A 22,712-nucleotide genomic window follows, 5' to 3' on the forward strand; every position below is an offset into this window, starting at 1 on the left:
CCCTTGGTTTTTTTCGCGAGCAAGCTCGCTCCTACAGGTCATCTCCCAAGGACAACATACACATGAGTAACCACAACGACCTGCTGATCGTCGGCGCCGGCATCCTCGGGCTGTCCCATGCCTATGCCGCGGCCAAGCGCGGTTTGCGGGTCAAGGTTTTCGAGCGCAGCGCCACGCCCCTGGGCGCGTCGGTGCGCAATTTCGGCCAGGCCCTGGTGACCGGCCAGCCGCCTGGGGTGATGCTCGACCTGGCCAAGGCCAGCCGCGGCATCTGGGGTGACTGGGCCGAACTGGCCGGCCTGCCGCTCAAGCGCAACGGCTCTTACCTGTTCGCCCGCACCGAGGTCGAAGAGCAATTGCTGCAGGCCTTCTGCGCCGGACGCGCGCGGGAGCACGGCTACCGCGTCGAACTGCTGCGCGGCGCGGCCTTGAACGATCTGTACGGCGGGCGCTTGCGCCATCATCGCGCGGCGCTGCACGGCCTGGACGACCAGCAGCTGTACTCCCGGGAAGCCATCCCGATGCTGATCGACTACCTGCGCCGCGACCTGGGGGTGGAGTTTCATTTCTCCACCCTGGTGCGCGACATCGAGCCCGGCCAGTTGCACAGCACCGCCGGCAGCTTTCGCGCGGCGCAGATCCTGGTCTGTTCCGGGCATGACTACCAGACCCTGCTGGCCGAGCCGATCGCCGCGCTGGCGCCGCAGGTCTGTCGCCTGCAAATGCTCCGCGCCCGGCCAGAGATGCAGCTGGACCTGCAACACGCGCTGCTCACCGGCCTGAGCTGTGTGCATTACGGCGCCTTTGCCGACCTGCCCGAAGCGGCGGCGGTGCAGGCGCAGATCCTGCGGGACGCGCCGCACCTGCACGAAAACGGCATCCACCTGCTGATCAGCCCGACGCCCTATGGTGAGCTGATCATCGGCGACTCCCACCATTACGGCAGCGATCCCTCGCCGTTCAATGCCGAACAGGTGGACAACTGGATGCTCGAACTGGCCGAACACACCCTGGGCTGCAAGGTGCAGGTAATCGAGCGCTGGCAGGGTGTCTATGGCGCCCGCGGCCCGGGGCCGTTCTCGTTCCTGCGCCCGGCCGCCGGGGTCAGCGTGGCGCTGATGCACAGCGGTGTGGGCATGAGCGTCGGCCCGGCCATGGCCGAGGGCAATATCGCCCGTTTGCTGGAGGAAGCCTGATGGGGCCTGAGCAGCGGATCGCCGAGGTGTTCGGCCTGTACGAGCGTTTTGGCGACAGCGACTACATCGGCGAGCCGGTGTCGCAGCTCGAACACATGTCCCAGGCCGCGCAACGGGCCATGGCCGAGGGCTTCGACGACGAAGTGGTGCTGGCGGCGTTCTTCCACGATATCGGGCATATCTGTGCGCAGGATGCCGAGAACATGGGCGGTTTCGGCGTGGTCAGCCATGAGCGGCTGGGCGCCGACTACCTGCGCCGCGCCGGTTTCAGCGAGCGCCTGGCGCGGCTGGTGGAATACCACGTGCAGGCCAAGCGTTACCTGACCTTCAAGGAACCGGGCTACTACGAGCGGCTCAGCCAAGCCAGCCGGCGCACCCTGGAATACCAGGGTGGAGTGATGAGTGCCGAGGAAGCCCGGGCCTTCGAACAGGACCCGCTGTGCGCGGTCAGCCTGCGCCTGCGCCAGTGGGACGAACAGGCCAAGGAACTGTGGGTGCCGGTGATGGATTTGCAGGTGCTCAAGGACAAGGCGGCGCGTCTGCTGAACCCCTGATTTTGTGGTGCCTGGAAGATGGCTATCGCGGGCAAGCCTCGCTCCTACAGGATCAGTGCCGTCTGTAGGAGCGAGGCTTGCCCGCGATGGCGTCCGTGAGAACGGCGCTAACCTAATCCCCGACCACCAGCTTCTGCGCCAACGCCTCGATCTGCTCCTGGCGCTCGGCCTGGCTCAGGCGCGGCGCCGGGTTCAGTGACGACCACTGCGGATGGGCGCGGGCCTTGTTCAGTGCCTCCGGCAGCTTGCCCTCGCGCCAGCTCTGGTCCTGGGGCGTGGCCAGCTGGATGCTGCCCAGCGCCGCATGACCGCGCACATTCAGCGCCTGCACCAGTTGCCGTTGGCGCAGGGCCAGCAGGCGCAGCACGCTGTCGTCCACGGTCAGCTCGCGCTGGCCCTTGAGTTTGCCCAGCAGGCGGCCGCCGTAGCTGCGGGCGGTTTGCAGCGCGCCACCGGCAATCGCCCCGGCCAGGGCCGCCGCGCCCAGGGTCAGGCCGCCCACCAGCAGATCGACGCCGGCCCCGGCCGCCGCGCCGGCAGCAATCCCGCCACCGACCCGCACGCCCAGCTGCTTGAGGGTTTCCGGGTTGAACAGGTCATCGCCCCAACGCCCGTCGAGCAGCGGCACATCGCTGGCGGCGGCATCCTGCGGGCGGAAGGCGTAGAGCTTGAGTAGCGATTCGACGCAGCGCTGCTCACGTTGACGCACGGCCTTGCGCAGTTCGCCAATGGCCTGTTGTTCCTGCTCGACCTCGCTGACCACGCTGCGCCGGCAGGCGGCGCAATCGATCAGCAGTTCGGCGATCAGCCGCGCGGCGCTTTGCTGGCGGGCCAGGCGCTGCGCCTGCTGATCGGCGATCAGGCGTTCCAGCTGTGGCCGCGAGCTTTCCAGGAGCAACGCCAGGCTTTCATACAGCCGCCGCTCGCCGTCCTCCGGCGGCGCCACGCTGTCGAACCGCACCAGCGCGTGCAGGCCCAGGCGGGCCAGGGCTTCGCGCCAGTCCGGCTCGCGATGGTCGGCGCTGCTGACGAAATTCAGCACCGGCAGCAGCGGCTTGCCGCAACTGGCGAGGACTTCCAGTTCGTCGCGGTATTTGGCCAGTACCGGCTCGCGGGCATCGATCACATACAGCCCGGCGTCGGAGTCCAGCAGCTGGCGCAGCACCTTGGCTTCCTGTTCGAAACGCTGGCGCGCCTCGCTGCCTTCGAGAAACCGCACCAGGCGGGCCGGGCCGTCCAGGCGCTCGCCGGGGTGCTCCAGGCGTTCCAGGTAGTCGAGCAGGGCGATGGCGTCTTCCAGGCCGGGGGTGTCGTACAGGTCGAGCAGCGGTTCGCCGTCCACCGACAGCCGCGCGCCCTCGACATGGCGGGTGGTGCTGGGGCGATGGGAGACCTCGCCGAAGCCGACGTCCCGGGTCAGGGTACGCAGCAGGGAGGTCTTGCCGACGTTGGTGTGGCCGACTACCGCCAGCTTCAACGGCGGTTTGCGAGAATCAGTCATGCCCGGTCTCCAGCCAGTTCAGCGGCACGCAATCGGCGAATGGCAGCTCCAGTTGTTGCAGGGCCACCTGCCAGTCACCCAGGCGTTCGGCGTCCAGCGCCTGGCCCGGTGGCGCCTGCAGCAGCCAGACCCGGGTGGCAGTGGCGCTGCGGGCCAGCTCGGCGATCAGCGCCAGGCTGCCACGGTCCGGCGAGCGCCGTGGATCGCAGGCGATGGCCAGGCGCGCCGGCGGAAAGCGGCTCATCTGTTCCAGCAGCTTGTGCCGGGATTCGCGGCTGTCGAGGATGCCGGCGTCTTTCACCGTGGCCGGCAATGGCGGTGGCCAGGGGCGCTGGTCGTCCAGTTCGATGGCCACCAGCAGGGCGCCATCGCTGTCCTGCGCGCTGACGCCGCCTTCGATACGGTGCAGCAAGTCGGGGGCGGCATCGTTGATCCCCAGGCGTTCGCTGCTGGGCATCAACGCTTCGCGCAGCTGGCTGTAGCCGGGGAGGTTGAGGTCCAGTTGCAGGCGCGCCTGCCCGTGCTTCCAGCGCCAGCGACAGAACAGCATCAACAGCAGGCGCGGCAGCACGCCGTAAATGATCAGCGAGGCCACCAGCCAGACGGCCCACATCTGGCGCACCAGTTCAGTGTTGTAAACATCCCGGGTGCTGGCGTGAATCATCTCTACGGTCGGTACGCCAAAACCTATGGCACGGGGTATGGCGGCGAGGGCGTTGGTCATCGCCACGAAGGCATCCGCGCCGAGCAGGGTGCTTTCCCAGTAGAACCCGTAGCGCTTGGTGATCAGCAGCATCAGCAGGATTGCCGTGGCGCTGAGCAGGGCCAGCAGCCACAAGCCGTTGACCAGGGTGCCGATGGCCCAGCGATTGAGTTTGCGCCGTTGCAGCAACAGCAGCAGGGCGGGCGCCAGCTGCGCGGCCTTGGCGTCGCGGGCGAGCTTGGCGCTGAGCCACAGCCACAGGCGGCCGAGGCTGGCGCCCTGTTCGCCGGCGAACAGCAGGCCCAGGGCCCAGCTCAGCAACAGGAGCAGGTTGAGACCGAGCAGGCTGCCCAGGGCCCAGAACACATTGACCGGCGCCTGCCCGTTGCCCAGGGCGGCGAAGGCCAGGCCGGCGCCGCTGACGATGGCCAGCAGCGCCAGCAGCATCAGCGCCAGGCGCGCACCCTGGACCCAGTGGCGCAGGGCAGCGGCCAGGCCGTCGCGTTCGGCCAGCCACAGCGCGCGGTATTGGAGGCGGCTCGCCAGATCGCCGCCAGCGGTGCGCGCCAGGCGATTGGCTTCCTGGTCCTCCAGGGCGCCGGCGTGTTCTTCACGCAGGCGTACGGCTTCGGTGAGCCAGAGTTTTTCCAGTGGGGTCAGTGCTGTCACACGTCATTCCGTTGCTCAAATGAGGGGTGAGCATAACCGCTGTCGCGCCGATCGGGGTACGTTGCGGGGCACCGAGCCTCTGGTATCCTCGCCGGCATGAAAAAATCTCTCCCTCTCAGCCTGATCGCGGCCCTCGGTGAAAACCGCGTGATCGGCGTCGACAACAGCATGCCCTGGCACTTGCCGGGGGATTTCAAATACTTCAAGGCCACCACCCTGGGCAAGCCGATCATCATGGGTCGCAAGACCTGGGATTCGCTGGGGCGTCCGCTGCCGGGGCGGCTGAATATCGTGGTCAGCCGCCAGGCCGACCTACGGCTCGAAGGCGCCGAGGTGTACCCGTCGCTGGACGCCGCGGTGGCGCGTGCCGAGGAATGGGCGCTGGAGCAGGGCGTCGCCGAGCTGATGCTGATCGGCGGGGCGCAGCTGTATGCCCAGGGCCTGGAGCAGGCCGATCGCCTGTACCTGACACGCGTGGCGTTGAGCCCGGAAGGGGATGCGTGGTTCCCGGAGTTCGATCAGCAGCAGTGGAAACTGGTGTCTGACATGCCGAACCCGGCGGAAGGCGACAAGCCGGCCTACAGCTTCGAAGTCTGGGAGCGGGTTTAACCCCGTAGCCCTGTAGCCGCTGCCGAGCTCGCGAGGCTGCGATCGAGGACGAAGTCCTCGCAAAACCTGAGCGCGCGGTGTTTCAGGAAAAACAGGTTGTCTGGTTTTACGACTGCTTCGCAGTCGATCGCAGCCTCGCGAGCTCGGCAGCGGCTACAGGTCGTGATCCCGTTCCGGGCGTGAACCCGGAACGGGGCTGAAAGATCAGGCCTGCGCCAGCTCCGCATGCTCATCGGCATCGAGCTTTTCTTTATCGGTCTGCTGCATGATCTGGCTGGTGATCGCACCGGCAGTCATCGAACCGCTGACGTTCAGTGCGGTACGGCCCATGTCGATCAGCGGCTCCACGGAAATCAGCAGCGCCACCAGGGACACCGGCAAGCCCATGGCCGGCAGCACGATCAGCGCGGCGAAGGTCGCGCCACCGCCCACCCCGGCCACCCCGGCCGAACTCAAGGTCACTATCGCCACCAGGGTCGCGATCCACAGCGGGTCCAGCGGGTTGATGCCGACGGTCGGGGCCACCATCACCGCCAGCATCGCCGGGTACAGGCCGGCGCAGCCGTTCTGCCCGATGGTCGCGCCGAACGAGGCGGCGAAGCTGGCGATGGACTGCGGAATGCCCAGGCGGCTGGTCTGCGCCTCGATGCTCAGCGGGATGGTCGCGGCGCTGGAGCGACTGGTGAAGGCAAAGGTCAGCACCGGCCAGACCTTGCGGAAGAAGCGCAGCGGGTTGATCCCGGCCAGCGACACCAGCAGGCCGTGAACCACGAACATCAGGCCCAGGCCGATGTAGGACACCACCACGAAACTGCCGAGCTTGATGATGTCCTGCAGGTTGGAACTGGCGACCACCTTGGTCATCAGCGCCAGCACGCCGTAAGGGGTCAGCTTCATCACCAGGCGCACCAGGCGGGTGACCCAGGCTTGCAGGGTGTCGATGGCGTTGACCACTTTCTGGCCCTTGTCGGCGTCGTCCTTGAGCAGTTGCAGGGCGGCGATACCGAGGAAGGCGGCGAAGATCACCACGCTGATGATCGAGGTCGGCTTGGCCCGGGCCAGGTCGGCGAAGGGGTTCTGCGGAATGAAGGACAGCAGCAACTGCGGGATATTCAGGTCGGCGACCTTGCCCGCGTAATCGCTCTGGATCACCTGCAGGCGAGCCATTTCCTGGGTACCGGCCACCAGCCCTTCGGCGGTCAGGCCGAACAGGTTGGTCAGGGCGATGCCGATCACCGCGGCGATGGCGGTGGTGAACAGCAGGGTGCCGATGGTCAGGAAGCTGATTTTGCCCAGGGACGAGGCGTTGTGCAGGCGCGCCACGGCGCTGAGGATCGAGGCGAACACCAGCGGGATCACGATCATCTGCAGCAGCTGCACGTAACCGTTGCCCACCAGGTCGAACCAGCCGATGGAGGTTTTCAGGATGGGGTTGCCGGCACCGTAGAGGCTGTGCAGGGCAACACCGAAGACCACGCCCAGCACCAGCGCCAGCAGGACCTTCTTGGCCAGGCTCCAGGTGGTGTGACGGGTTTGTGCCAGGCCCAGCAGCAAGGCGAGGAACACCAGCAGATTGAGGATCAGCGGCAGGTTCATTGAGGCTCCATAAGACTTGTGCCAATCGCTTGTGGCTGCGATTGCGAACCGGCAAGCCTAACAGCTTGATATCTAATGAATTAATATCAAAAACGCATTGAGACTGTCGTTTTTGGAATAAGCCGCTGACGCTCAGGCACATGCCGGTGGCGGAATCAGGACGCGGGCGGTCGCCCACAGGCGAGGATTGTCACAGCGATTTGTTAGCGTCGATCTCTTTAAATCAGGGAGAAAACGCCGATGAAACTCACTCCGAAATTTCTGGTTGCCGCACTCTGCCTGGGCCTTGCCGGCCAGGTTCTCGCCACCGACTTGAAGCACTGGCCCGCGGAACAGGCCAAGCAACTGGACGCGATGATCGCGGCCAACGCCAACAAGGGTAACTACGCGGTGTTCGACATGGACAACACCAGTTACCGCTACGACCTGGAAGAGTCGCTGCTGCCGTTCATGGAGAACAAGGGCCTGATCACCCGCGAGACCCTCGACCCCTCCCTGAAGCTGATGCCGTTCAAGGACACTGCCGAGCACAAGGAAAGCCTGTTCAGCTACTACTATCGCCTCTGTGAAATCGACGACATGGTCTGCTACCCCTGGGTGGCGCAAGTCTTCTCCGGCTTCACCCTCAAGGAACTCAAGGGCTATGTCGACGAGCTGATGGCCTCGGGCAAACCGGTGCCGGCCACTTATTTCGAAGGCGACGTGGTCAAGAACACCGAGATCAATCCGCCGAAGATCTTCACCGGCCAGAAAGAGCTGTACAACAAGCTGATGGAGAACGGCATCGAGGTCTACGTGATGACCGCCGCCTCCGAGGAACTGGTGCGCATGGTCGCCTCCGATCCGAAGTACGGCTACAACGTCAAGCCGCAGAACGTCATCGGCGTGACCACCCTGCTCAAGGATCGCAAGACCGGCGAGCTGACCACCGCGCGCAAGCAGATCACCGCCGGCAAATATGACGAGAAGGCCAACCTCGGCCTGGAACTGACCCCTTACCTGTGGACCCCGGCGACCTGGATGGCCGGCAAGCACGCAGCGATCCTGACTTACATCGACGAGTGGAAAAAACCGGTGCTGGTGGGCGGCGACACCCCGACCAGCGACGGCTACATGCTGTTCCATGGTGTCGACGTGGCCAAGGGCGGCATCCACCTGTGGGTCAACCGCAAGGACAAGTACATGGCGCAGATCAACGGCATGATGGCCAAGCACGCCGCGGCCCAGGCCAAGGAAGGGCTGCCGGTGACGGCGGACAAGAACTGGGTGATCGTCAAGCCGGAAGATATCCAGTAACAGCGGGTTGAACCCATCGCGGGCAAGCCTCGTTCCTACAGGATCAGTGCCGTCTGTAGGAGCGAGGCTTGCCCGCGATAGGCCTCGCAGAGGCCGATCTCCAGGCAAAAAAATGCCCCGCACTTGGCGGGGCATTTTCATTCAGCGGCAGGCAATCACAGGCCGTCGAGCATTGCCTTGTTGCGCACCGCGCCCTTGTCGGCGCTGGTGGCCAGCAGGGCGTAGGCCTTCAGGGCGGTGGTCACCTTGCGTGGGCGTTTTTCCGCGGGCTTCCAGCCTTTCTTGTCCTGCTCGACACGGCGCGTGGCCAGTTCTTCGTTGCTGACCAACAGGTTGATCGAGCGGTTCGGAATGTCGATCAGCACCTTGTCGCCGTCCTGGACCAGGCCGATGGCGCCGCCCGCGGCAGCTTCCGGCGAAGCGTGGCCGATGGACAGGCCCGAGGTACCGCCGGAGAAGCGGCCGTCGGTCAGCAGGGCACAGGCTTTGCCCAGGCCCTTGGACTTCAGGTAGGAGGTCGGGTAGAGCATTTCCTGCATGCCCGGGCCGCCTTTCGGACCTTCGTAGCGAATGATGACGATGTCGCCTTCCTTCACTTCGTCGGCGAGGATGCCGCGCACCGCGCTGTCCTGGCTTTCGAAGATCTTCGCGTTGCCTTCGAAGACGTGGATCGACTCGTCGACGCCGGCGGTCTTCACCACGCAGCCGTCCAGGGCGATGTTGCCGTACAGCACGGCCAGGCCGCCTTCTTTCGAGTAGGCGTGCTCGACGCTGCGGATGCAGCCGTGTTCACGGTCGTCGTCGAGGCTCGGCCAGCGGGTCGACTGGCTGAACGCGGTCTGGGTCGGGATGCCGGCCGGGCCTGCCTTGAAGAAGTGGTGCACCGCTTCGTCGTTGGTCTGGGTGATGTCCCACTTGGCGATGGCTTCTTCCATGCTGCGGCTGTGCACGGTCGGCAGGTCGGTGTGCAGCAGGCCGCCGCGGGCCAGGGAACCGAGGATGCTGAAGATGCCGCCGGCGCGGTGCACGTCTTCCATGTGGTACTTCTGGATGTTCGGCGCCACCTTGCACAGCTGCGGCACGCTGCGGGACAGGCGGTCGATGTCGCGCAGGTCGAAATCGATCTCGGCTTCCTGGGCGGCGGCCAGCAGGTGCAGGATGGTGTTGGTCGAACCGCCCATGGCGATGTCGAGCATCATGGCGTTCTCGAACGCCTTGAAGTTGGCGATGTTGCGCGGCAGCACCGACTCGTCGTTCTCGCCGTAGTAGCGCTTGCACAGCTCGACGATGGTGCGGCCGGCCTGCAGGAACAGCTGCTCGCGGTCGCTGTGGGTGGCCAGGGTCGAACCGTTGCCCGGCAGGGCCAGGCCCAGGGCCTCGGTCAGGCAGTTCATCGAGTTGGCGGTGAACATGCCGGAGCAGGAACCGCAGGTCGGGCAGGCGCTGCGCTCGTACTCGGCAACCTTCTCGTCAGAAGCGCTGGAGTCGGCGGCGATCACCATGGCGTCGACCAGGTCGAGGCCGTGGGAGGCGAGTTTGGTCTTGCCGGCTTCCATCGGGCCGCCGGAGACGAAGATCACCGGGATGTTCAGGCGCAGGGCGGCCATCAGCATGCCGGGGGTGATCTTGTCGCAGTTGGAGATGCAGACGATGGCGTCGGCGCAGTGGGCGTTGACCATGTATTCCACGGAGTCGGCGATGATCTCGCGGCTCGGCAGCGAATACAGCATGCCGTCGTGGCCCATGGCGATGCCGTCATCCACGGCGATGGTGTTGAACTCCTTGGCCACGCCGCCGGCGCGTTCGATTTCGCGGGCGACCAGCTGGCCCAGATCCTTGAGGTGCACGTGGCCCGGTACGAACTGGGTGAAGGAGTTGGCAATGGCGATGATCGGCTTCTTGAAGTCGTCATCTTTCATCCCCGTGGCGCGCCACAGTGCGCGGGCGCCGGCCATGTTGCGGCCGTGGGTGGATGTTTTCGAGCGGTAATCAGGCATGGAGCACTCCGGGCGGCTAATCAGGTAACAAATGGGGAGTGAGCTTCTATTGACCTCTGGAACACTCAGAAATGGCCGTGTGTCCTGAAGCTGCCGATGACGCCGCGGGATCGCCGCGCGCCTCAGCCTGAGCTCATAAACCCGCCGGGGGATGACTGGCGATGAATCTCGCGATTCTACACCGCTGGCGCCAGGAAGGAATGCAGTGGCCGCTCTACGGCGTCGATTGCCTGGAGATCGAATCGGGCAGCTGGCGATCAGGGACTGGTTTAGACTCGCCGGCCTTCGATCACCTTCCAATGGAGCTGGAATGTCCGCGACGCTGCGATCCCTGAGGTTCTACCTTGTCGTCGGCCTGGCGCAGGGCCTGCTGCTGATGTGGGCCGTCCTTTACAGCGGCTTGTCCGGTGTCGCCATGAGTGCGCTGACGGCTGGCCTGTTGATGGGCGGCGGGCTGCTGCAACTGCTGGCCGAGCAACGACGCCAGCCGCGGACCTGGATCGCGATACTACTGGTGGCGTTGGGTGCGGCGGGGCTGGTGTGGGCCTGCAGTGGTCTGCCCTTCAGCCTTGGCGTGGGGGGCGGCGTGACAGCCGGCCTGCTGCTGATGACCCTGCTCGGTGCCACGCTGCTGCAGGGGCGTGACCATCTGTGGCGACGGCTGCTCGGCAACGGCGCCTGGGTGCTGCTGGCTCTGCCAATGCCCTGGCTGGCGCAGTGGCTGTTCAAGCTATGGATTCAGCACCGCCACCTCGACCCCTTCAAGAGCGGACTCCTGTCCCTGGCGTTTTTTGCCGCGCCGACCCTCGCGTTCTCCGGCGCCATGTTCCTCGGCGCTTTATGGCGCGCGCGCCGTCGGGCACAGGTCGCTTGAGCGCTGAGTATTGGGTGAGGAGGTGGTGGGGGCAATCGGCATGGATGCCCCTTGCCGCGTGGGGCAAGGGGCGTCCAGTCAGGCTCAGCTGTTAGGCAGCAGGCGGCAGGTGATGCTCTTGATGTAGCGGGTTTCCGGGATGGCCGGGTGCACCGGATGGTCCGGGCCCTGGCCGCCGCGTTCCAGCAGCTGGATATTGCGGTCCAGGTGGCGGGCGCTGGTGAGCAGGATGTTCTGCAGGTCGTCTTCCGGCAGGTGCATCGAGCACGAAGCGCTGACCAGGATGCCGTCCTTGCTGAGCAGGCGCATGGCCTGTTCGTTCAGGCGGCGGTAGGCGCCTTCGCCGTTCTTCAGGTCTTTCTTGCGTTTGATGAAGGCGGGCGGGTCGGCCACGATCACGTCGAAACGCTCTTCGGCGGCCTTGAGTTCTTTCAGGGCCTCGAATACGTCGCCTTCGATGCAGGTGACTTTCTCGGCGATGCCGTTCAGGGCGGCGTTGCGTTCAACGCCATCGAGGGCGAAGCCCGAGGCATCGACACAGAACACTTCGCTGGCACCGAAGGCGCCGGCCTGCACGCCCCAGCCACCGATGTAGCTGAACAGGTCCAGCACGCGCTTGCCCTTGGCGTAAGGCGCCAGGCGGGCGCGGTTCATGCGGTGGTCGTAGAACCAGCCGGTTTTCTGGCCTTCCATCACCGGGGCTTCGAACTTCACGCCGTTCTCTTCCAGGGCGACCCATTCCGGCACCAGGCCGAACACGGTTTCCACGTAGCGGTTGAGGCCTTCGGCGTCACGCGCGGCGGAGTCGTTCTTGAACAGGATGCCGCTGGGCTTGAGCACCTGGACCAGGGCGGCGATCACGTCGTCCTTGTGCTGTTCCATGGTCGCTGACGCCAGCTGCACCACGAGGATGTCGCCGAAGCGGTCGACCACCAGGCCCGGCAACAGGTCGGAATCGCCGTAGACCAGGCGGTAGAACGGCTTGTCGAACAGGCGCTCGCGCAGCGACAGGGCCACGTTCAGGCGGTGCACCAGCAGCGACTTGTCCAGCGCCAGCTTGGCGTCGCGCGACAGCAGGCGGGCGCAGATCAGGTTGTTCGGGCTCATGGCGACGACGCCCAGCGGCTTGCCGCCGGCGGCTTCCAGCACTGCCTGGTCGCCTGCCTTGAAGCCGTGGAGTGGGGTGGCGGCTACATCGATTTCGTTGCTGTAGACCCACAGGTGGCCGGCGCGCAGGCGGCGATCGGCGTTGGCTTTGAGGCGCAGGCTTGGCAGGGACATGACGTCGCTCCGGAAAAAAGAGCGGGAGTATAACGTGTTGCGCTCGCCGAGAGGCTGGCGAGTGGATATGCGGTGACAGGGCAGACCCGCCATGGATATCTCGCGCCTGCCCCGGCGTTGCCCCGAGGCGCCCGTTGTAAAGTTCCTTTCGGGTGGCCATGGGCGCCTTTTAAAGGGTTAGAATCGCCGCCTAGTCCAGAGTGCGTATCTATGTCCCAAGAGCTTTCCGCCGAACAGATTCAACAGGCCCTGCAAGGCATCAGCGTGCCGCCCCAACCGCAAATCATGGTGGATTTGCAGATGGAGCAGTACATGCCCGACCCTGACCTGGAAGTGATCGCGCGGCTGATCTCCCAGGACCCGGGCCTTTCCGGCGCCCTGCTGAAAATCGTCAACTCGCCGTATTACGGGCTGAGCAACAAGATCGCCTCGATCCAGCGCGCGGTGAACCTGTTGGGTAGCCGTTCGATCATCAACCTGATCAACGCGCAGTCGATCAAGGGCGAGATGAGCGACGAAACCATCGTCACCCTCAACCGCTTCTGGGACACCGCCCAGGATGTGGCGATGACCTGCCTGACCCTGGCCAAGCGCACCGGCTCGCAAGCGGTCGACGAAGCCTATGCCCTGGGGCTGTTCCACGATTGCGGCGTGCCGCTGATGCTCAAGCGCTTCCCCGACTACATGACGGTGCTGGAAGAGGCCTACGCCAGCGCGGGCCCCGAGAACCGGGTGGTGGACACGGAAAACCGTGTGTTCAATACCAACCACGCGGTGGTCGGTTACTACACGGCCAAGTCCTGGCGCCTGCCGGAGCATGTGACCAACGCCATCGCCAATCACCACAACGCCCTGGCGATCTTCAGCGACGAGTCTTCGCGCAACAGCCAGCTGAAGAACCTGCTGGCGATCCTGAAAATGGCCGAGCATATCTGCGCGTCCTACCGGGTGCTGGGCAATCAGGTCGATGATCATGAATGGAACAGCATCGGCCATCTGATCCTCGATTACGTCGGCCTGTCCGACTATGACTTCGAGAACCTCAAGGAAACCGTGCGCGAACTGGGCGCGCACTGATTCCCGACCACGTTATAGAGAACACGAGGCGCACATGCCTGAATTACCGGAAGTCGAAACCACCCGGCGCGGTATCGCGCCGCACCTGGAAGGGCAGCGCGTCAGCCGCGTGATCGTGCGCGAGCGGCGTCTGCGCTGGCCGATTCCGGAGGACCTCGATGTGCGCCTGTCCGGCCAGCAGATCGTCAAGGTCGAGCGCCGCGCCAAGTACCTGCTGATCAATGCCGAAGTCGGCACCCTGATCAGTCACCTGGGTATGTCGGGCAACCTGCGCCTGGTGGAAGTCGGCCTGCCGGCGGCCAAGCACGAGCATGTCGATATCGAGCTGGAGTCCGGCCTGGCACTGCGCTACACCGACCCGCGGCGCTTTGGCGCGATGCTCTGGAGCCTCGATCCGCTCAATCACGAGTTGCTGATCCGCCTGGGGCCGGAGCCGCTGACCGACCTGTTCGACGGCGAGCGCCTGTATCAGCTGTCGCGGGGACGTTCGATGGCGGTCAAGCCGTTCATCATGGACAACGCGGTGGTGGTGGGGGTGGGCAATATCTACGCGACCGAAGCGCTGTTCGCCGCCGGCATCGACCCGCGTCGCGAAGCCAAGGGGATTTCCCGGGCGCGCTACCTGAAGCTGGCGATCGAGATCAAACGTATCCTGGCCGCGGCCATCGAGCGCGGTGGCACCACCCTGCGCGACTTTATCGGCGGCGACGGGCAGCCGGGCTATTTCCAGCAGGAACTGTTCGTCTACGGGCGTGGCGGGGAACACTGCAAGGTCTGTGGCACGGGGCTGCGCGAGATCAAGCTGGGGCAGCGTGCGAGCGTGTTCTGCCCTAAATGCCAGAGCTGAAAAGCATCGCGGGCAAGCCTCGCTCCTACAGAAGCAAAACCCTGTAGGGGCGAGCGGGCGGCGATCCGACTTGCCCGCGAAGGCGTCCAGCCAGACGCTAAATTTCTCAAGCCTTGCCGGTGATCTTCCGGTACTTGGCCATCAACTCTTCTTCGGTTTCCGGGTGGGCCTCGTCCAGTGGGATGCAATCCACCGGGCAGACCTGCTGGCATTGCGGCTCGTCATAGTGGCCGACACATTGGGTGCACAGGTTCGGGTCGATCACGTAGATCTCTTCGCCTTGGGAAATCGCGGCGTTCGGGCACTCGGGTTCGCAGACGTCGCAGTTGATGCAATCGTCGGTGATGATCAGGGACATGGGGCACTCCGGCCAGGGCGGCGGGCCCAGGCATTTGAAAAACCAATGGCGCAATTGTGCCGCATTGGCGAGCGCAGTGCACGCGGGGCTCGATGGGAGGGGCGTTTGCAGGTCGACTGCGCGGGAGCTGGCGCAGGCTGCGCCAGCTCCCGCGGGGGTTATTTCTTGAAGCGCAGGGTCAGGGCGTCGGCCACGGCCGGATGCACGAACTTGCTGATATCGCCGCCCAATGCCGCGATTTCCCGGACCAGGGTCGAGGAAATGAACGAATAACGTTCAGACGGCGTGAGGAACAGGCTTTCCACGTCCGGCGCCAGTTGGCGGTTCATGTTGGCCAGCTGGAATTCGTATTCGAAGTCCGAAACCGCCCGCAGCCCCCGCAGGAAGACATTGGCGTTCTGCTCCTTGGCGAAATGCGCCAGCAGCGTGGAAAAACCGACGACTTCAACGTTCGGCAGATGCTTGGTGACCTCGCGAGCCAGTTCCACACGCTGTTCCAGGGGAAAAAGCGGGTTTTTCTTCGGGCTGGCGGCGACGGCGATGATCACATGATCGAACAGGCGCGAGGCGCGTTCGACCAGATCGCCATGGCCCTTGGTAATAGGGTCGAAGGTACCTGGGTACAACACTCGGTTCATCGCGTCGTCCTGGCGGGAGTCCGTTGGGGAGTCGGATGGTATCGCAGCCTTTCCGGTCGGCCAAGTCGCCTGTAACGGAAGAAAGCACTATAGACGACGAAAATAAGCGGCGTTTTCACCTGCTTTTCAGCCGTTCGGCCAGGGCCGTGGCCAGTTGCGCGGTCAGGCCGTAGACCGACAATTGCGGGTTGGCACCGATGCTGGTGGGGAACAGCGAACCGTCGTGGATCGACAGATTGGCCAGTTGGTGATGGCGGCCCAGGCTGTCGGCGACAGCGTTTTTCGGGTCTTCGCCCATGGCGCAACCGCCCATCACATGGGCGCTGCCCAGGCGGGTGCGGTACAGCGCAAGGTTCAGGCCGTCGATCAGGGTCCTGGCCTCGGCCAGGGTCTTCACGTAGCGGGCATCGCTGTGCATCGGCATGACCGCCTTGGCGCCGCCGGCGAACTGGATCTGCGCCATGCTGTGAAAGGCCCGGCGCACGCCGTCCCAGGCGTAGTCCGAGACCTGATAGTCGAGCACCGGCGAACCGTCGCCGCGCAGTTCCACGCTGCCGCCGCTGCTGTCCGGGTGAAAACCGTCGCGCAGCAGCGCGAGCATGGCGTGGGTGTGGGGCAACTGCTGCATGTTCAGCGCGCTTTGCGGGCCGAAACCGCCGAGCAGGGTGGCGGCCAGCGCCGGTTGCAGCGGTGGCACCTCGAGCTTGTAGGACATCTTGCCAGTGGCGCCGTCCTGCCACTGGAAATGATCGGAGTAGATCGACTGCGGCGCACCGTAGAACGGGTTGATCACCTGGTCGAACTGCCCGGCGGAGAAGTTCACCAGGTGCAGGAAGGTGCGTTTGCCCAGGCGTTTGTGCGGATCGGCCGCGTCGGAGCGCAGCAGCAGGGCCGGGCTGTTGATGCCGCCACCGGCCAGCACGTAGTGCCGGGCCTTGACCTTGATGGTGCGCCCGGTGGGCGCCACGCAGCGCTCGTCCATGGCCAGGCAGAGCAGGCTTTCGACCTGGTCGCCCTTGATCTGCAAGCGCTCGGCGCGGGCCAGGTACAGCAGCTCGCCGCCTTTCTCCAGGGTCGCGGGAATGGTGGTGACCATCATCGACTGCTTGGCGTTGGTCGGGCAGCCCATGCCGCAATAGCCAAGGTTCCAGCAGCCGCGCACGTTGCGCGGGATCACGTGCCAGCTGTAGCCGAGCTTCTCGCAGCCGATCCTGATCACGTCGTTGTTGGCGTTGGGCGGCATGATCCACGGAGCGACCCCCAGGCGCTGCTCCATTTTTTCGAACCAGGGCGCCATCTCGGCCGGGCTGTGGCCCTTGACGCCGTGCTCCTTGGCCCAGTGCTCCAGGGTCGGCTCGGGGGTACGGAAGCTGGAGGTCCAGTTGATCAGGGTGGTGCCACCGACCGCGCGGCCTTGCAGGATGGTGATGGCGCCATCCTTGCTCACGCGGCCGATGCCTTCCTGATAGAGGCTGGCGTAGGCCTGGTCCTCGAGCATCTTGAAGTCGTCGCTGGTCTTGAGCGGCCCTTCTTCGATCAGCAGCACCTTGTAGCCGGCGGCGCTGAGGATCTCGGCGCTGGTGCCGCCGCCCGCGCCGCTGCCGATGATGGCGACATCCGCTTCGAGGGTCAGGTCCTCCTGCAATTGCGAGCCGTTGTAGGTTTTCCAGCCTCGGGCCAGGCCTTCGCGAAACAGATCGGGTACGGGCATATCAGGCGCTCTCTAGTTGTTCTGTATTTCTGTAGCTGCTGCCGCAGACTGCGATCGGCTGCAAAGCAAGCCCCTGCGGGGCTTATTGCAGCCTGCGGCAGCGGCTACGGGTGTCAGATCCTGGGCGGCCCGGGATAACCGCAATGGGCCCAGGATTCGGGGCGGCTGTACCAGGCCATCATCACCAGTTGCAGCAGGGACGCGTGGCCCATGCGCAGCAGGCTGAGGGAGCTGTTTTCCCAGCGTTCGAGGAAGTGCCGGATGTCTTCGGCGCTGGCGTTTTCCCAACTGCCCCAGATGCCGGTCAGGGGGCCGCGGGTGATGCCCATGCCCAGCACGTCGAACAGCTGGCGGGTGAGCTTGAGCATCTCCGGCGACAAGTGGTCGAGGCTGTGATCCAGGCTGTTCAGGGTGGCGTCGAGCGCCGCCGGCAGCTTCTCGGCAGCCACGGCGCCGTCGAGCATGACCGGGATCAGCGCCCGCAGCACCGGCAGGTCACTGCTGCGCAATGCGGCAAAGCCGCTGGCCGCGGTGCCGTACGAGCAGCCGCTGAGGCTGGCGCCGAGGCCGGCGGTGGTCAGGAACGCGCTGGCGCACAGGCCGATTTTCAACAGGCCACGGCGCGACAGTACGGGTGCTGCAGGCAGGCTGGGAGTCATTATTGTTATTACCCGGCAATGGTCTGGTTAGCGGATGAACAGCTTCTGGATCAGCTTCTGGATCGGTTTGCCATAAGGCGGGTAGATCAGTCGCGCGGCATTCAGGCGCTGCTTGCTCAGTACACCCTTGGCTTTGCTGAAGGTCAGGAAACCCTCGTGACCGTGGTAATGGCCCATGCCCGAGTGGCCGATGCCGCCGAACGGCATGTCGTCCTGGGCGACGTGCAGCAGAGTGTCGTTGAGGCAGACCCCGCCCGAGTGGGTTTCGTTGAGTACCCGCTCCTGCTCGGCCTTGTCGTAGCCGAAGTAGTAGAGCGCCAGGGGGCGAGGGCGCTGGTTGATGTAGGCGAAGGCCTGGTCCAGGCCGGTGTAGGGCACGATCGGCAGGATCGGGCCGAAGATCTCGTCCTGCATCACCGTCATGTCGTCGCTGACATTGAGCATCAGGCTGTGGCCCATGCGCCGTTCCTGGTTCTCCTCGAACAGCGGGATCAGCAGCGCACCCTTGCTGGTGGCGTCGCTGATGTAGCTGTTCAGGCGCGCCAGTTGCCGCGGGTTGATGATCGCCGTGTAGTCGGGGTTGTCGACCAGGGTCGGGAAGAAGCCCCGGACCACCTGGCGATAGGCGTCGACGAAGGCGCCGACGCGGTGTTCCGGGACCAGCACGTAGTCCGGGGCGACGCAGGTCTGGCCGGCGTTCATGGTCTTGCCGAAGGCGATGCGTTCGGCGGCGTCCTTGAGCGGCACGTCGTCGGAAACGATGGCCGGGGATTTGCCGCCCAGCTCCAGGGTCACCGGGGTCAGGTTTTCCGCCGCAGCGCGCATCACGTGCTTGCCGATGCTGGTGGCGCCGGTGAACAGCAGGTGATCGAAAGGCAGCCGGGAGAAGGCCACGCCCACGTCGGCTTCGCCCAGCACCACGGCGACCAGGTCCTCGGGGAACGCCTTGGCCAGCAGGCGCTTGAGCAGCAGGCCGGTGGCGGGGGTCGATTCGCTGAGCTTGAGCAATACCCGGTTGCCGGCGGCGAGCGCGCCGACCAGCGGGCCGATGGCCAGGAACAGCGGGTAGTTCCACGGCACGATCACCCCGACCACGCCCAATGGCTGGTAGACGACCTTGGCCGAGGCCGGCTGGAAGGCCACGCCGACTTTGCGCCGCGAAGGTTTCATCCAGCCCTTGAGGTGTTTGCTGGCGTAGTGGATACCCTGCAGGCTGGGCATGATTTCGGCGAGCAGGGTTTCGTCGGCGCTGCGATGGCTGAAGTCTTCGCTGATGGCCTCGATCAGGGCCTGGCGTTCGCTGTCGAGCAGGTCGCGCAGGCTCTTGAGCCATTGCTGGCGCTGGCCGGCCGGTGGCATGGGGTTGGCCGCGAAGGCCTGGCGCTGGATAGCGAACAGACGGTGGAGCTCATCCAGCTGCTGGTGGGCTTCCGGCAAGTAGGCGATTTCGGCAGACATGGGCGGCTCCGGTTTTTGTGGGTGGGAGATTTTTAGAGTTTATACTCTAAAATGTCAAATGAGATCCCGGGCCAGCTTTGATTTATCCCATCGGGGATAGGTCGTAAGATGCCGGGCAATGCCTTCTCGATTAAAGCCCACGCTCATGGCCCCACGCATAAAAACCCGCGAACGTATCGTCCAGAACAGCCTGGAGCTGTTCAACCAGCAAGGCGAACGCAGTGTCAGCACCAATCACATTGCCGCCCACATGGAGATTTCGCCGGGCAACCTGTATTACCACTTCCCCAACAAGCAGGCGATTATCGCCGTGCTGTTCTGCGAGTACGAAGCCCTGGTTGACAGCTTCCTGCGCCTGCCCCAGGGCCGCAGCGTGACCGTGGAGGACAAGCGCTATTACCTGCAGGAACTGCTGGCCGCCATGTGGCGCTATCGCTTCCTGCACCGCGACCTGGAACACCTGCTCGACAGCGACGCCGAACTGGCCGCCCGTTACCGACGCTTCTCCCAGCGCTGCCTGATCCACGGCACGGCGATCTACGAAGGTTTCGTCGAGGCCGGCATCCTGCGGATGGACAAGGTGCAGATCGAGTCCCTGACCCTCAATGCCTGGATCATTCTCACTTCCTGGGTGCGTTTTTTGTGCACCACCCGGGAAAACTCCGCGCACCTGAGCGAAGAAGCCATCAAGCGCGGTGTGTACCAGGTGCTGGTGCTGGAGGCCGGATTTGTCACCGACCACGCCCGGGAGGCGGTCGATGCGCTATACGACGAGTTTTACGTGCCCCTCGCGCAAGCCCTGGAAGAAGTGCAGTAGGATCTGGATCAAGTCATCGTTCAATTACTGGAGCCCGTCATGCCCATCGCGCAACTGATCAGTCCACAGCAATTGGCCGCTCGCCTGGAGCAGCCCGGGCTGGTGATTCTCGATTGTCGTTTTGCCCTGGAAGACCCGGATTACGGCCAACGCAGTTATGCCAGCGGGCATCTGGCCGGCGCGCATTTTGCCGACCTGGAGCGCGATCTCAGTGGGCGGGTGGTCAAGGGCATGACCGGGCGCCATCCGCTACCCGAACCGGCGACGCTGATCGCGCGCCTGCAGGCCTGGGGCATCGACGCCGACAGCGACATCGTGCTCTACGACGACGGCCCCGGTGCCTATGCCGCCCGCGCCTGGTGGCTGCTGGCCTGGCTGGGCAAGCGCGACGGTGTGTTCATCCTCGATGGCGGCTTGAAAGCCTGGCACGCCGCGGGCCTGCCGTTGAGCCTGGATCCGCCGACCAATGTTCTCGGCCATTTCACGGGCCAGCCCGACAAAACCCTGCTGCTGAGTGCCGAGCAGCTGCAAAAACGCCTCGGCCAGCCGACCCTGACCCTGCTCGACGCCCGCGCCCAGCCACGCTTTCGCGGCGAGGTGGAGCCGATCGACCCGATGGCCGGGCATATCCCCGGCGCGCAATGTGCGGCGTTCACCGACAACCTGGACAGCGACGGCCGTTTCCTGCCGGCCGATCAGCTCAAGAAGCGTTTTGCCGCGAAGCTGGGCGAGCGTGCGCCGACCGAACTGGTGGCGTACTGCGGCTCGGGCGTGACTGCCTGTCACAACCTGTTCGCCCTGTGCCTGGCCGGTTATCCCCTGGGCAAGTTGTATGCCGGCTCCTGGAGCGAATGGATCACCGATCCGCAGCGCGCGGTCGCCACGGGCGACTGAATCCCCTTACCGTAGGAGCGAAACTTGCTCGCGATCCAGGCGCTGCGTTGTTTCTGCTGGACCGCGTCGCCTGAGACATTTTTCGCGAGCAAGCTTCGCTCCTACAGGGGACAGGTGCTGTTTCAGAGAAACTGGCGGGCGCTGCGGTAGGCTGCCGGCCCCACGCCATAGACCTGCTTGAACTGCCGGCTCAGATGGCTCTGGTCGGCGAACCCCAATTGCGTCGCCACCTCCAGCGGCAGGCAACCGTCGCGCAGCAATGCCCGGGCCTGGGCGATGCGCTGTTGCATCAGCCAGGTGTGCGGCGGCATGCCGGTGGCGCGACGGAATACCCGGGCGAAATGAAACGGCGAGAGATTGACCGCCGCGGCCAGTTCTTCCAGGGACGGCGGGGCGGCCAGCTGCGCTTGCAGCAACTCCTTGGCCTGGACGATCGCCCGGTGTTCCCGCCCGGGTTTGCCCGGCGCCCTGACCCCGGCGTGACGCCGCAGCAGCAAGAGCATCATTTCCCGCCACAGGGTCTGTTGTTGCAGGGCGGTGGCCGGGCTTTCCAGTAATTGATGCAACTGGCAGAAGCCGCTGACCAGATCGGGGTCGCGATACAGCGTGGCGCCGAAGGCCGGCAGGCTGTCAGTGGGCAATTCCAGCTCGCCCAGCATGGCGAGGATCTGCGCGTTGTCCGGATAAAACGCCCGGTACAGCCAGCCGTCCTCGGTGCCTTTGTGGCCGGTGTGCAACTCGTCCGGGTTGATCAGCACCAGGGTGCCGCGCCCCGCCAGGTGCTCGGCGCCGCGATAACGGTAGCGCTGGGCGCCGTCCATGATCATGCCGATCACATAGCCGTCATGCACATGGGGCACGAAGCGATGCTCGATATAACGCGCGGCCAGCAACTCCACGCCGGCCAGGGGTGCGGTTTGCCAGAAACGGATCGATTCGCCCTGGCCGCTGTTCATCGCAGCTCGCCCCCCAGGCCGGACAGCCACTGGGGAATGCGCCGTTCCAGGTAATAACCCGGCGTCTTCACCGAACCCTCGACAAAGCCGACGTGCCCACCCTTGGCCTGCAATTCGAAGTGGGTGCTGCCGGACAGCTCCCGGGCTTCCGGCAGGCTGTGGGGGAATACGAAAGGATCGTCCGCGGCCTGGATGATCAGGGTTGGTGTGCGGATTTCCCCAAGGAAATAGCGGCTGGAGGCACGCCGGTAATAATCCTGGGCATCGGCAAAGCCATTCAGCGGCGCGGTGACCCGGCCGTCGAAGTCCCAGAAGGTGCGCAGCTTTTCCAGCGGCCCGAGCCGCTCCAGCACGGCCAGGCCCTCATGGCGCCCGTCGTGCTGGAACTGGCGCTGCTTGTCCTTGATGTAGGCAAGCATCTCGCGCATGAAATGCGCCTGGTAGACCTTGGAAAAGCCCTGGCCGATACGGTCGGCGCACTGGTCCAGGCGAAACGGCACCGATACCGCGACGGCGCCTTGCAGCTGGCTGGCGCTGCCGCTTTCCCCCAGGTGCTTGAGCAATACATTGCCGCCCAGCGAGTAGCCCACCGCGAACAGCGGGGCCAGCGGGCGCTTGCTGCGCAGGTGGTCGATGGCGGCGGCCAGGTCTTCGCTGGCGCCCGAGTGGTAGCTGCGTGGCAGCAGGTTCGGCTCGCCCGAGCAGCCGCGCCAGTTCAGCGCCGCGCTGGCCCAGCCCTGGTTCGCCAGGGCCTTTTGCAGGCCGGCCACGTAAGGCGAATTGGAAGAACCGGTCAGGCCGTGCAGCACCAGCACCAGGGGCGCGGTGGCGGTGTGCGGGCCGTGCCAGTCGAGATCGAGAAAGTCGCCGTCGTCGAGCCACAGGCGTTCGCGCTGGCGGTCGAGGTGAGTGGTCTTGCGCCACAGCGGGCCCCACAGGGTTTGCAGGTGCGGGTTGCCGAGGCCGAAGGCGGGAATGAAGCGATCTGACGGAGTAGGCACGGTGATTCTCGTAGCAGCGG

General features: G+C 65.0%; 21 protein-coding genes. 9 read left to right on the forward strand and 12 right to left on the reverse strand.

The window, feature by feature from the left end; all coding sequences use genetic code 11:
* The first annotated feature begins 62 nt into the window (after positions 1-62).
* Together DK261_RS12105 and DK261_RS12110 are read left to right on the forward strand one after the other, a co-directional pair.
* Positions 63-1,196, forward strand: a complete 1,134-nt coding sequence (locus DK261_RS12105; RefSeq protein WP_110175756.1) for a TIGR03364 family FAD-dependent oxidoreductase — start codon at positions 63-65, stop codon at positions 1,194-1,196.
* Positions 1,196-1,750 carry a phosphonate degradation HD-domain oxygenase gene (locus DK261_RS12110; RefSeq protein WP_110175757.1) on the forward strand — a complete coding sequence of 185 codons (555 nt, stop codon included), beginning with the start codon at positions 1,196-1,198 and terminating at the stop codon, positions 1,748-1,750. The genes DK261_RS12105 and DK261_RS12110 overlap by 1 nt, the downstream gene beginning before the upstream one ends.
* Positions 1,751-1,862: 112 nt before the next feature.
* Here the strand turns inward: DK261_RS12110 and DK261_RS12115 are convergent, their stop codons facing one another.
* Positions 1,863-3,251: a GTPase/DUF3482 domain-containing protein gene (locus DK261_RS12115; protein WP_110175758.1), complete on the reverse strand. Its 1,389-nt coding sequence runs from the start codon at positions 3,249-3,251 to the stop codon at positions 1,863-1,865.
* A complete protein-coding gene (locus DK261_RS12120; RefSeq protein WP_101283856.1) occupies positions 3,244-4,623 on the reverse strand; it encodes a DUF2868 domain-containing protein in 1,380 nt (459 codons plus the stop codon). The genes DK261_RS12115 and DK261_RS12120 overlap by 8 nt, the downstream gene beginning before the upstream one ends.
* A 96-nt stretch (positions 4,624-4,719) precedes the next feature.
* Between DK261_RS12120 and DK261_RS12125 the strand changes: the two genes are divergently transcribed.
* Positions 4,720-5,232, forward strand: a complete 513-nt coding sequence (locus DK261_RS12125; protein ID WP_096375718.1) for a dihydrofolate reductase — start codon at positions 4,720-4,722, stop codon at positions 5,230-5,232.
* A gap of 204 nt (positions 5,233-5,436) precedes the next feature.
* On the opposite strand, the gene DK261_RS12130 is transcribed toward DK261_RS12125, so the two are convergent.
* Positions 5,437-6,828 carry an L-cystine transporter gene (locus tag DK261_RS12130; RefSeq protein WP_016704825.1) on the reverse strand — a complete coding sequence of 464 codons (1,392 nt, stop codon included), beginning with the start codon at positions 6,826-6,828 and terminating at the stop codon, positions 5,437-5,439.
* A gap of 240 nt (positions 6,829-7,068) precedes the next feature.
* On the opposite strand from DK261_RS12130, the gene DK261_RS12135 reads away from it, so the two are divergent.
* Positions 7,069-8,124: a phosphorylcholine phosphatase gene (locus tag DK261_RS12135; protein WP_053270140.1), complete on the forward strand. Its 1,056-nt coding sequence runs from the start codon at positions 7,069-7,071 to the stop codon at positions 8,122-8,124.
* A 155-nt stretch (positions 8,125-8,279) separates the two neighbouring features.
* On the opposite strand, the gene ilvD is transcribed toward DK261_RS12135, so the two are convergent.
* Positions 8,280-10,121 (reverse strand): dihydroxy-acid dehydratase, encoded by a 1,842-nt coding sequence (gene ilvD, locus DK261_RS12140; protein ID WP_110175759.1) that lies wholly within the window; start codon positions 10,119-10,121, stop codon positions 8,280-8,282.
* 310 nt (positions 10,122-10,431) lie between these two features.
* Here ilvD and DK261_RS12145 point away from each other — a divergent pair, with 310 nt between their 5' ends.
* Positions 10,432-10,995, forward strand: coding sequence for a hypothetical protein (locus DK261_RS12145; RefSeq protein ID WP_110175760.1), 564 nt, complete (start codon positions 10,432-10,434; stop codon positions 10,993-10,995).
* An 84-nt stretch (positions 10,996-11,079) separates the two neighbouring features.
* Here the strand turns inward: DK261_RS12145 and DK261_RS12150 are convergent, their stop codons facing one another.
* Positions 11,080-12,276: a class I SAM-dependent rRNA methyltransferase gene (locus DK261_RS12150; protein WP_007921262.1), complete on the reverse strand. Its 1,197-nt coding sequence runs from the start codon at positions 12,274-12,276 to the stop codon at positions 11,080-11,082.
* A gap of 264 nt (positions 12,277-12,540) precedes the next feature.
* Between DK261_RS12150 and DK261_RS12155 the strand changes: the two genes are divergently transcribed.
* A complete protein-coding gene (locus DK261_RS12155; protein WP_164485217.1) occupies positions 12,541-13,353 on the forward strand; it encodes an HDOD domain-containing protein in 813 nt (270 codons plus the stop codon).
* 34 nt (positions 13,354-13,387) lie between these two features.
* A complete protein-coding gene (gene mutM / locus DK261_RS12160; RefSeq protein WP_007921258.1) occupies positions 13,388-14,200 on the forward strand; it encodes a bifunctional DNA-formamidopyrimidine glycosylase/DNA-(apurinic or apyrimidinic site) lyase in 813 nt (270 codons plus the stop codon).
* 106 nt (positions 14,201-14,306) lie between these two features.
* Here mutM and DK261_RS12165 read toward each other — a convergent pair whose 3' ends face one another.
* The 5 genes from DK261_RS12165 to DK261_RS12185 form a co-directional block, all read right to left on the reverse strand.
* Positions 14,307-14,558, reverse strand: a complete 252-nt coding sequence (locus DK261_RS12165) for a YfhL family 4Fe-4S dicluster ferredoxin (RefSeq protein WP_007921257.1) — start codon at positions 14,556-14,558, stop codon at positions 14,307-14,309.
* 158 nt (positions 14,559-14,716) lie between these two features.
* Positions 14,717-15,196: a pantetheine-phosphate adenylyltransferase gene (gene coaD / locus DK261_RS12170; protein ID WP_003229157.1), complete on the reverse strand. Its 480-nt coding sequence runs from the start codon at positions 15,194-15,196 to the stop codon at positions 14,717-14,719.
* Between the two features lie 115 nt (positions 15,197-15,311).
* Positions 15,312-16,907, reverse strand: coding sequence for a GMC family oxidoreductase (locus DK261_RS12175; protein ID WP_110175761.1), 1,596 nt, complete (start codon positions 16,905-16,907; stop codon positions 15,312-15,314).
* A 113-nt stretch (positions 16,908-17,020) separates the two neighbouring features.
* Complete coding sequence (locus DK261_RS12180; RefSeq protein WP_110175762.1) at positions 17,021-17,566, reverse strand: twin-arginine translocation pathway signal protein; 546 nt, start codon at positions 17,564-17,566, stop codon at positions 17,021-17,023.
* A 27-nt stretch (positions 17,567-17,593) separates the two neighbouring features.
* Positions 17,594-19,024, reverse strand: coding sequence for a coniferyl aldehyde dehydrogenase (locus DK261_RS12185; protein WP_110175763.1), 1,431 nt, complete (start codon positions 19,022-19,024; stop codon positions 17,594-17,596).
* A gap of 145 nt (positions 19,025-19,169) precedes the next feature.
* Here DK261_RS12185 and DK261_RS12190 point away from each other — a divergent pair, with 145 nt between their 5' ends.
* Both DK261_RS12190 and DK261_RS12195 read left to right on the forward strand, forming a co-directional pair.
* Complete coding sequence (locus DK261_RS12190) at positions 19,170-19,841, forward strand: TetR/AcrR family transcriptional regulator (RefSeq protein ID WP_038575050.1); 672 nt, start codon at positions 19,170-19,172, stop codon at positions 19,839-19,841.
* Between the two features lie 39 nt (positions 19,842-19,880).
* Positions 19,881-20,735 carry a sulfurtransferase gene (locus DK261_RS12195; protein ID WP_110175764.1) on the forward strand — a complete coding sequence of 285 codons (855 nt, stop codon included), beginning with the start codon at positions 19,881-19,883 and terminating at the stop codon, positions 20,733-20,735.
* Between the two features lie 122 nt (positions 20,736-20,857).
* On the opposite strand, the gene DK261_RS12200 is transcribed toward DK261_RS12195, so the two are convergent.
* Together DK261_RS12200 and DK261_RS12205 are read right to left on the reverse strand one after the other, a co-directional pair.
* Entirely contained in the window at positions 20,858-21,691 is an 834-nt protein-coding gene (locus tag DK261_RS12200) for an AraC family transcriptional regulator (protein WP_110175765.1), read from the reverse strand.
* Entirely contained in the window at positions 21,688-22,692 is a 1,005-nt protein-coding gene (locus DK261_RS12205) for a hydrolase (RefSeq protein ID WP_110175766.1), read from the reverse strand. Before DK261_RS12205 ends, DK261_RS12200 begins: the two co-directional genes overlap by 4 nt.
* Between the last annotated feature and the right edge of the window lie 20 nt (positions 22,693-22,712).

This window comes from Pseudomonas sp. RW409 (assembly GCF_003184125.1).
Classification (GTDB): Bacteria; Pseudomonadota; Gammaproteobacteria; order Pseudomonadales; family Pseudomonadaceae; genus Aquipseudomonas; species Aquipseudomonas chlororaphis_I.

What these genes read in the sequence shown, in the direction of transcription:
- DK261_RS12105 (WP_110175756.1), top strand. Translation starts at nt 63, where the DNA reads ATGAGTAACCACAACGACCTGCTGATCGTCGGCGCCGGCATCCTCGGG.
- DK261_RS12110 (WP_110175757.1), top strand. Translation starts at nt 1,196, where the DNA reads ATGGGGCCTGAGCAGCGGATCGCCGAGGTGTTCGGCCTGTACGAGCGT.
- DK261_RS12115 (WP_110175758.1), bottom strand. Translation starts at nt 3,251, where the DNA reads ATGACTGATTCTCGCAAACCGCCGTTGAAGCTGGCGGTAGTCGGCCAC.
- DK261_RS12125 (WP_096375718.1), top strand. Translation starts at nt 4,720, where the DNA reads ATGAAAAAATCTCTCCCTCTCAGCCTGATCGCGGCCCTCGGTGAAAAC.
- DK261_RS12130 (WP_016704825.1), bottom strand. Translation starts at nt 6,828, where the DNA reads ATGAACCTGCCGCTGATCCTCAATCTGCTGGTGTTCCTCGCCTTGCTG.
- DK261_RS12135 (WP_053270140.1), top strand. Translation starts at nt 7,069, where the DNA reads ATGAAACTCACTCCGAAATTTCTGGTTGCCGCACTCTGCCTGGGCCTT.
- ilvD (WP_110175759.1), bottom strand. Translation starts at nt 10,121, where the DNA reads ATGCCTGATTACCGCTCGAAAACATCCACCCACGGCCGCAACATGGCC.
- DK261_RS12145 (WP_110175760.1), top strand. Translation starts at nt 10,432, where the DNA reads ATGTCCGCGACGCTGCGATCCCTGAGGTTCTACCTTGTCGTCGGCCTG.
- DK261_RS12150 (WP_007921262.1), bottom strand. Translation starts at nt 12,276, where the DNA reads ATGTCCCTGCCAAGCCTGCGCCTCAAAGCCAACGCCGATCGCCGCCTG.
- mutM (WP_007921258.1), top strand. Translation starts at nt 13,388, where the DNA reads ATGCCTGAATTACCGGAAGTCGAAACCACCCGGCGCGGTATCGCGCCG.
- DK261_RS12165 (WP_007921257.1), bottom strand. Translation starts at nt 14,558, where the DNA reads ATGTCCCTGATCATCACCGACGATTGCATCAACTGCGACGTCTGCGAA.
- coaD (WP_003229157.1), bottom strand. Translation starts at nt 15,196, where the DNA reads ATGAACCGAGTGTTGTACCCAGGTACCTTCGACCCTATTACCAAGGGC.
- DK261_RS12175 (WP_110175761.1), bottom strand. Translation starts at nt 16,907, where the DNA reads ATGCCCGTACCCGATCTGTTTCGCGAAGGCCTGGCCCGAGGCTGGAAA.
- DK261_RS12180 (WP_110175762.1), bottom strand. Translation starts at nt 17,566, where the DNA reads ATGACTCCCAGCCTGCCTGCAGCACCCGTACTGTCGCGCCGTGGCCTG.
- DK261_RS12185 (WP_110175763.1), bottom strand. Translation starts at nt 19,024, where the DNA reads ATGTCTGCCGAAATCGCCTACTTGCCGGAAGCCCACCAGCAGCTGGAT.
- DK261_RS12190 (WP_038575050.1), top strand. Translation starts at nt 19,170, where the DNA reads ATGGCCCCACGCATAAAAACCCGCGAACGTATCGTCCAGAACAGCCTG.
- DK261_RS12195 (WP_110175764.1), top strand. Translation starts at nt 19,881, where the DNA reads ATGCCCATCGCGCAACTGATCAGTCCACAGCAATTGGCCGCTCGCCTG.
- DK261_RS12200 (WP_110175765.1), bottom strand. Translation starts at nt 21,691, where the DNA reads ATGAACAGCGGCCAGGGCGAATCGATCCGTTTCTGGCAAACCGCACCC.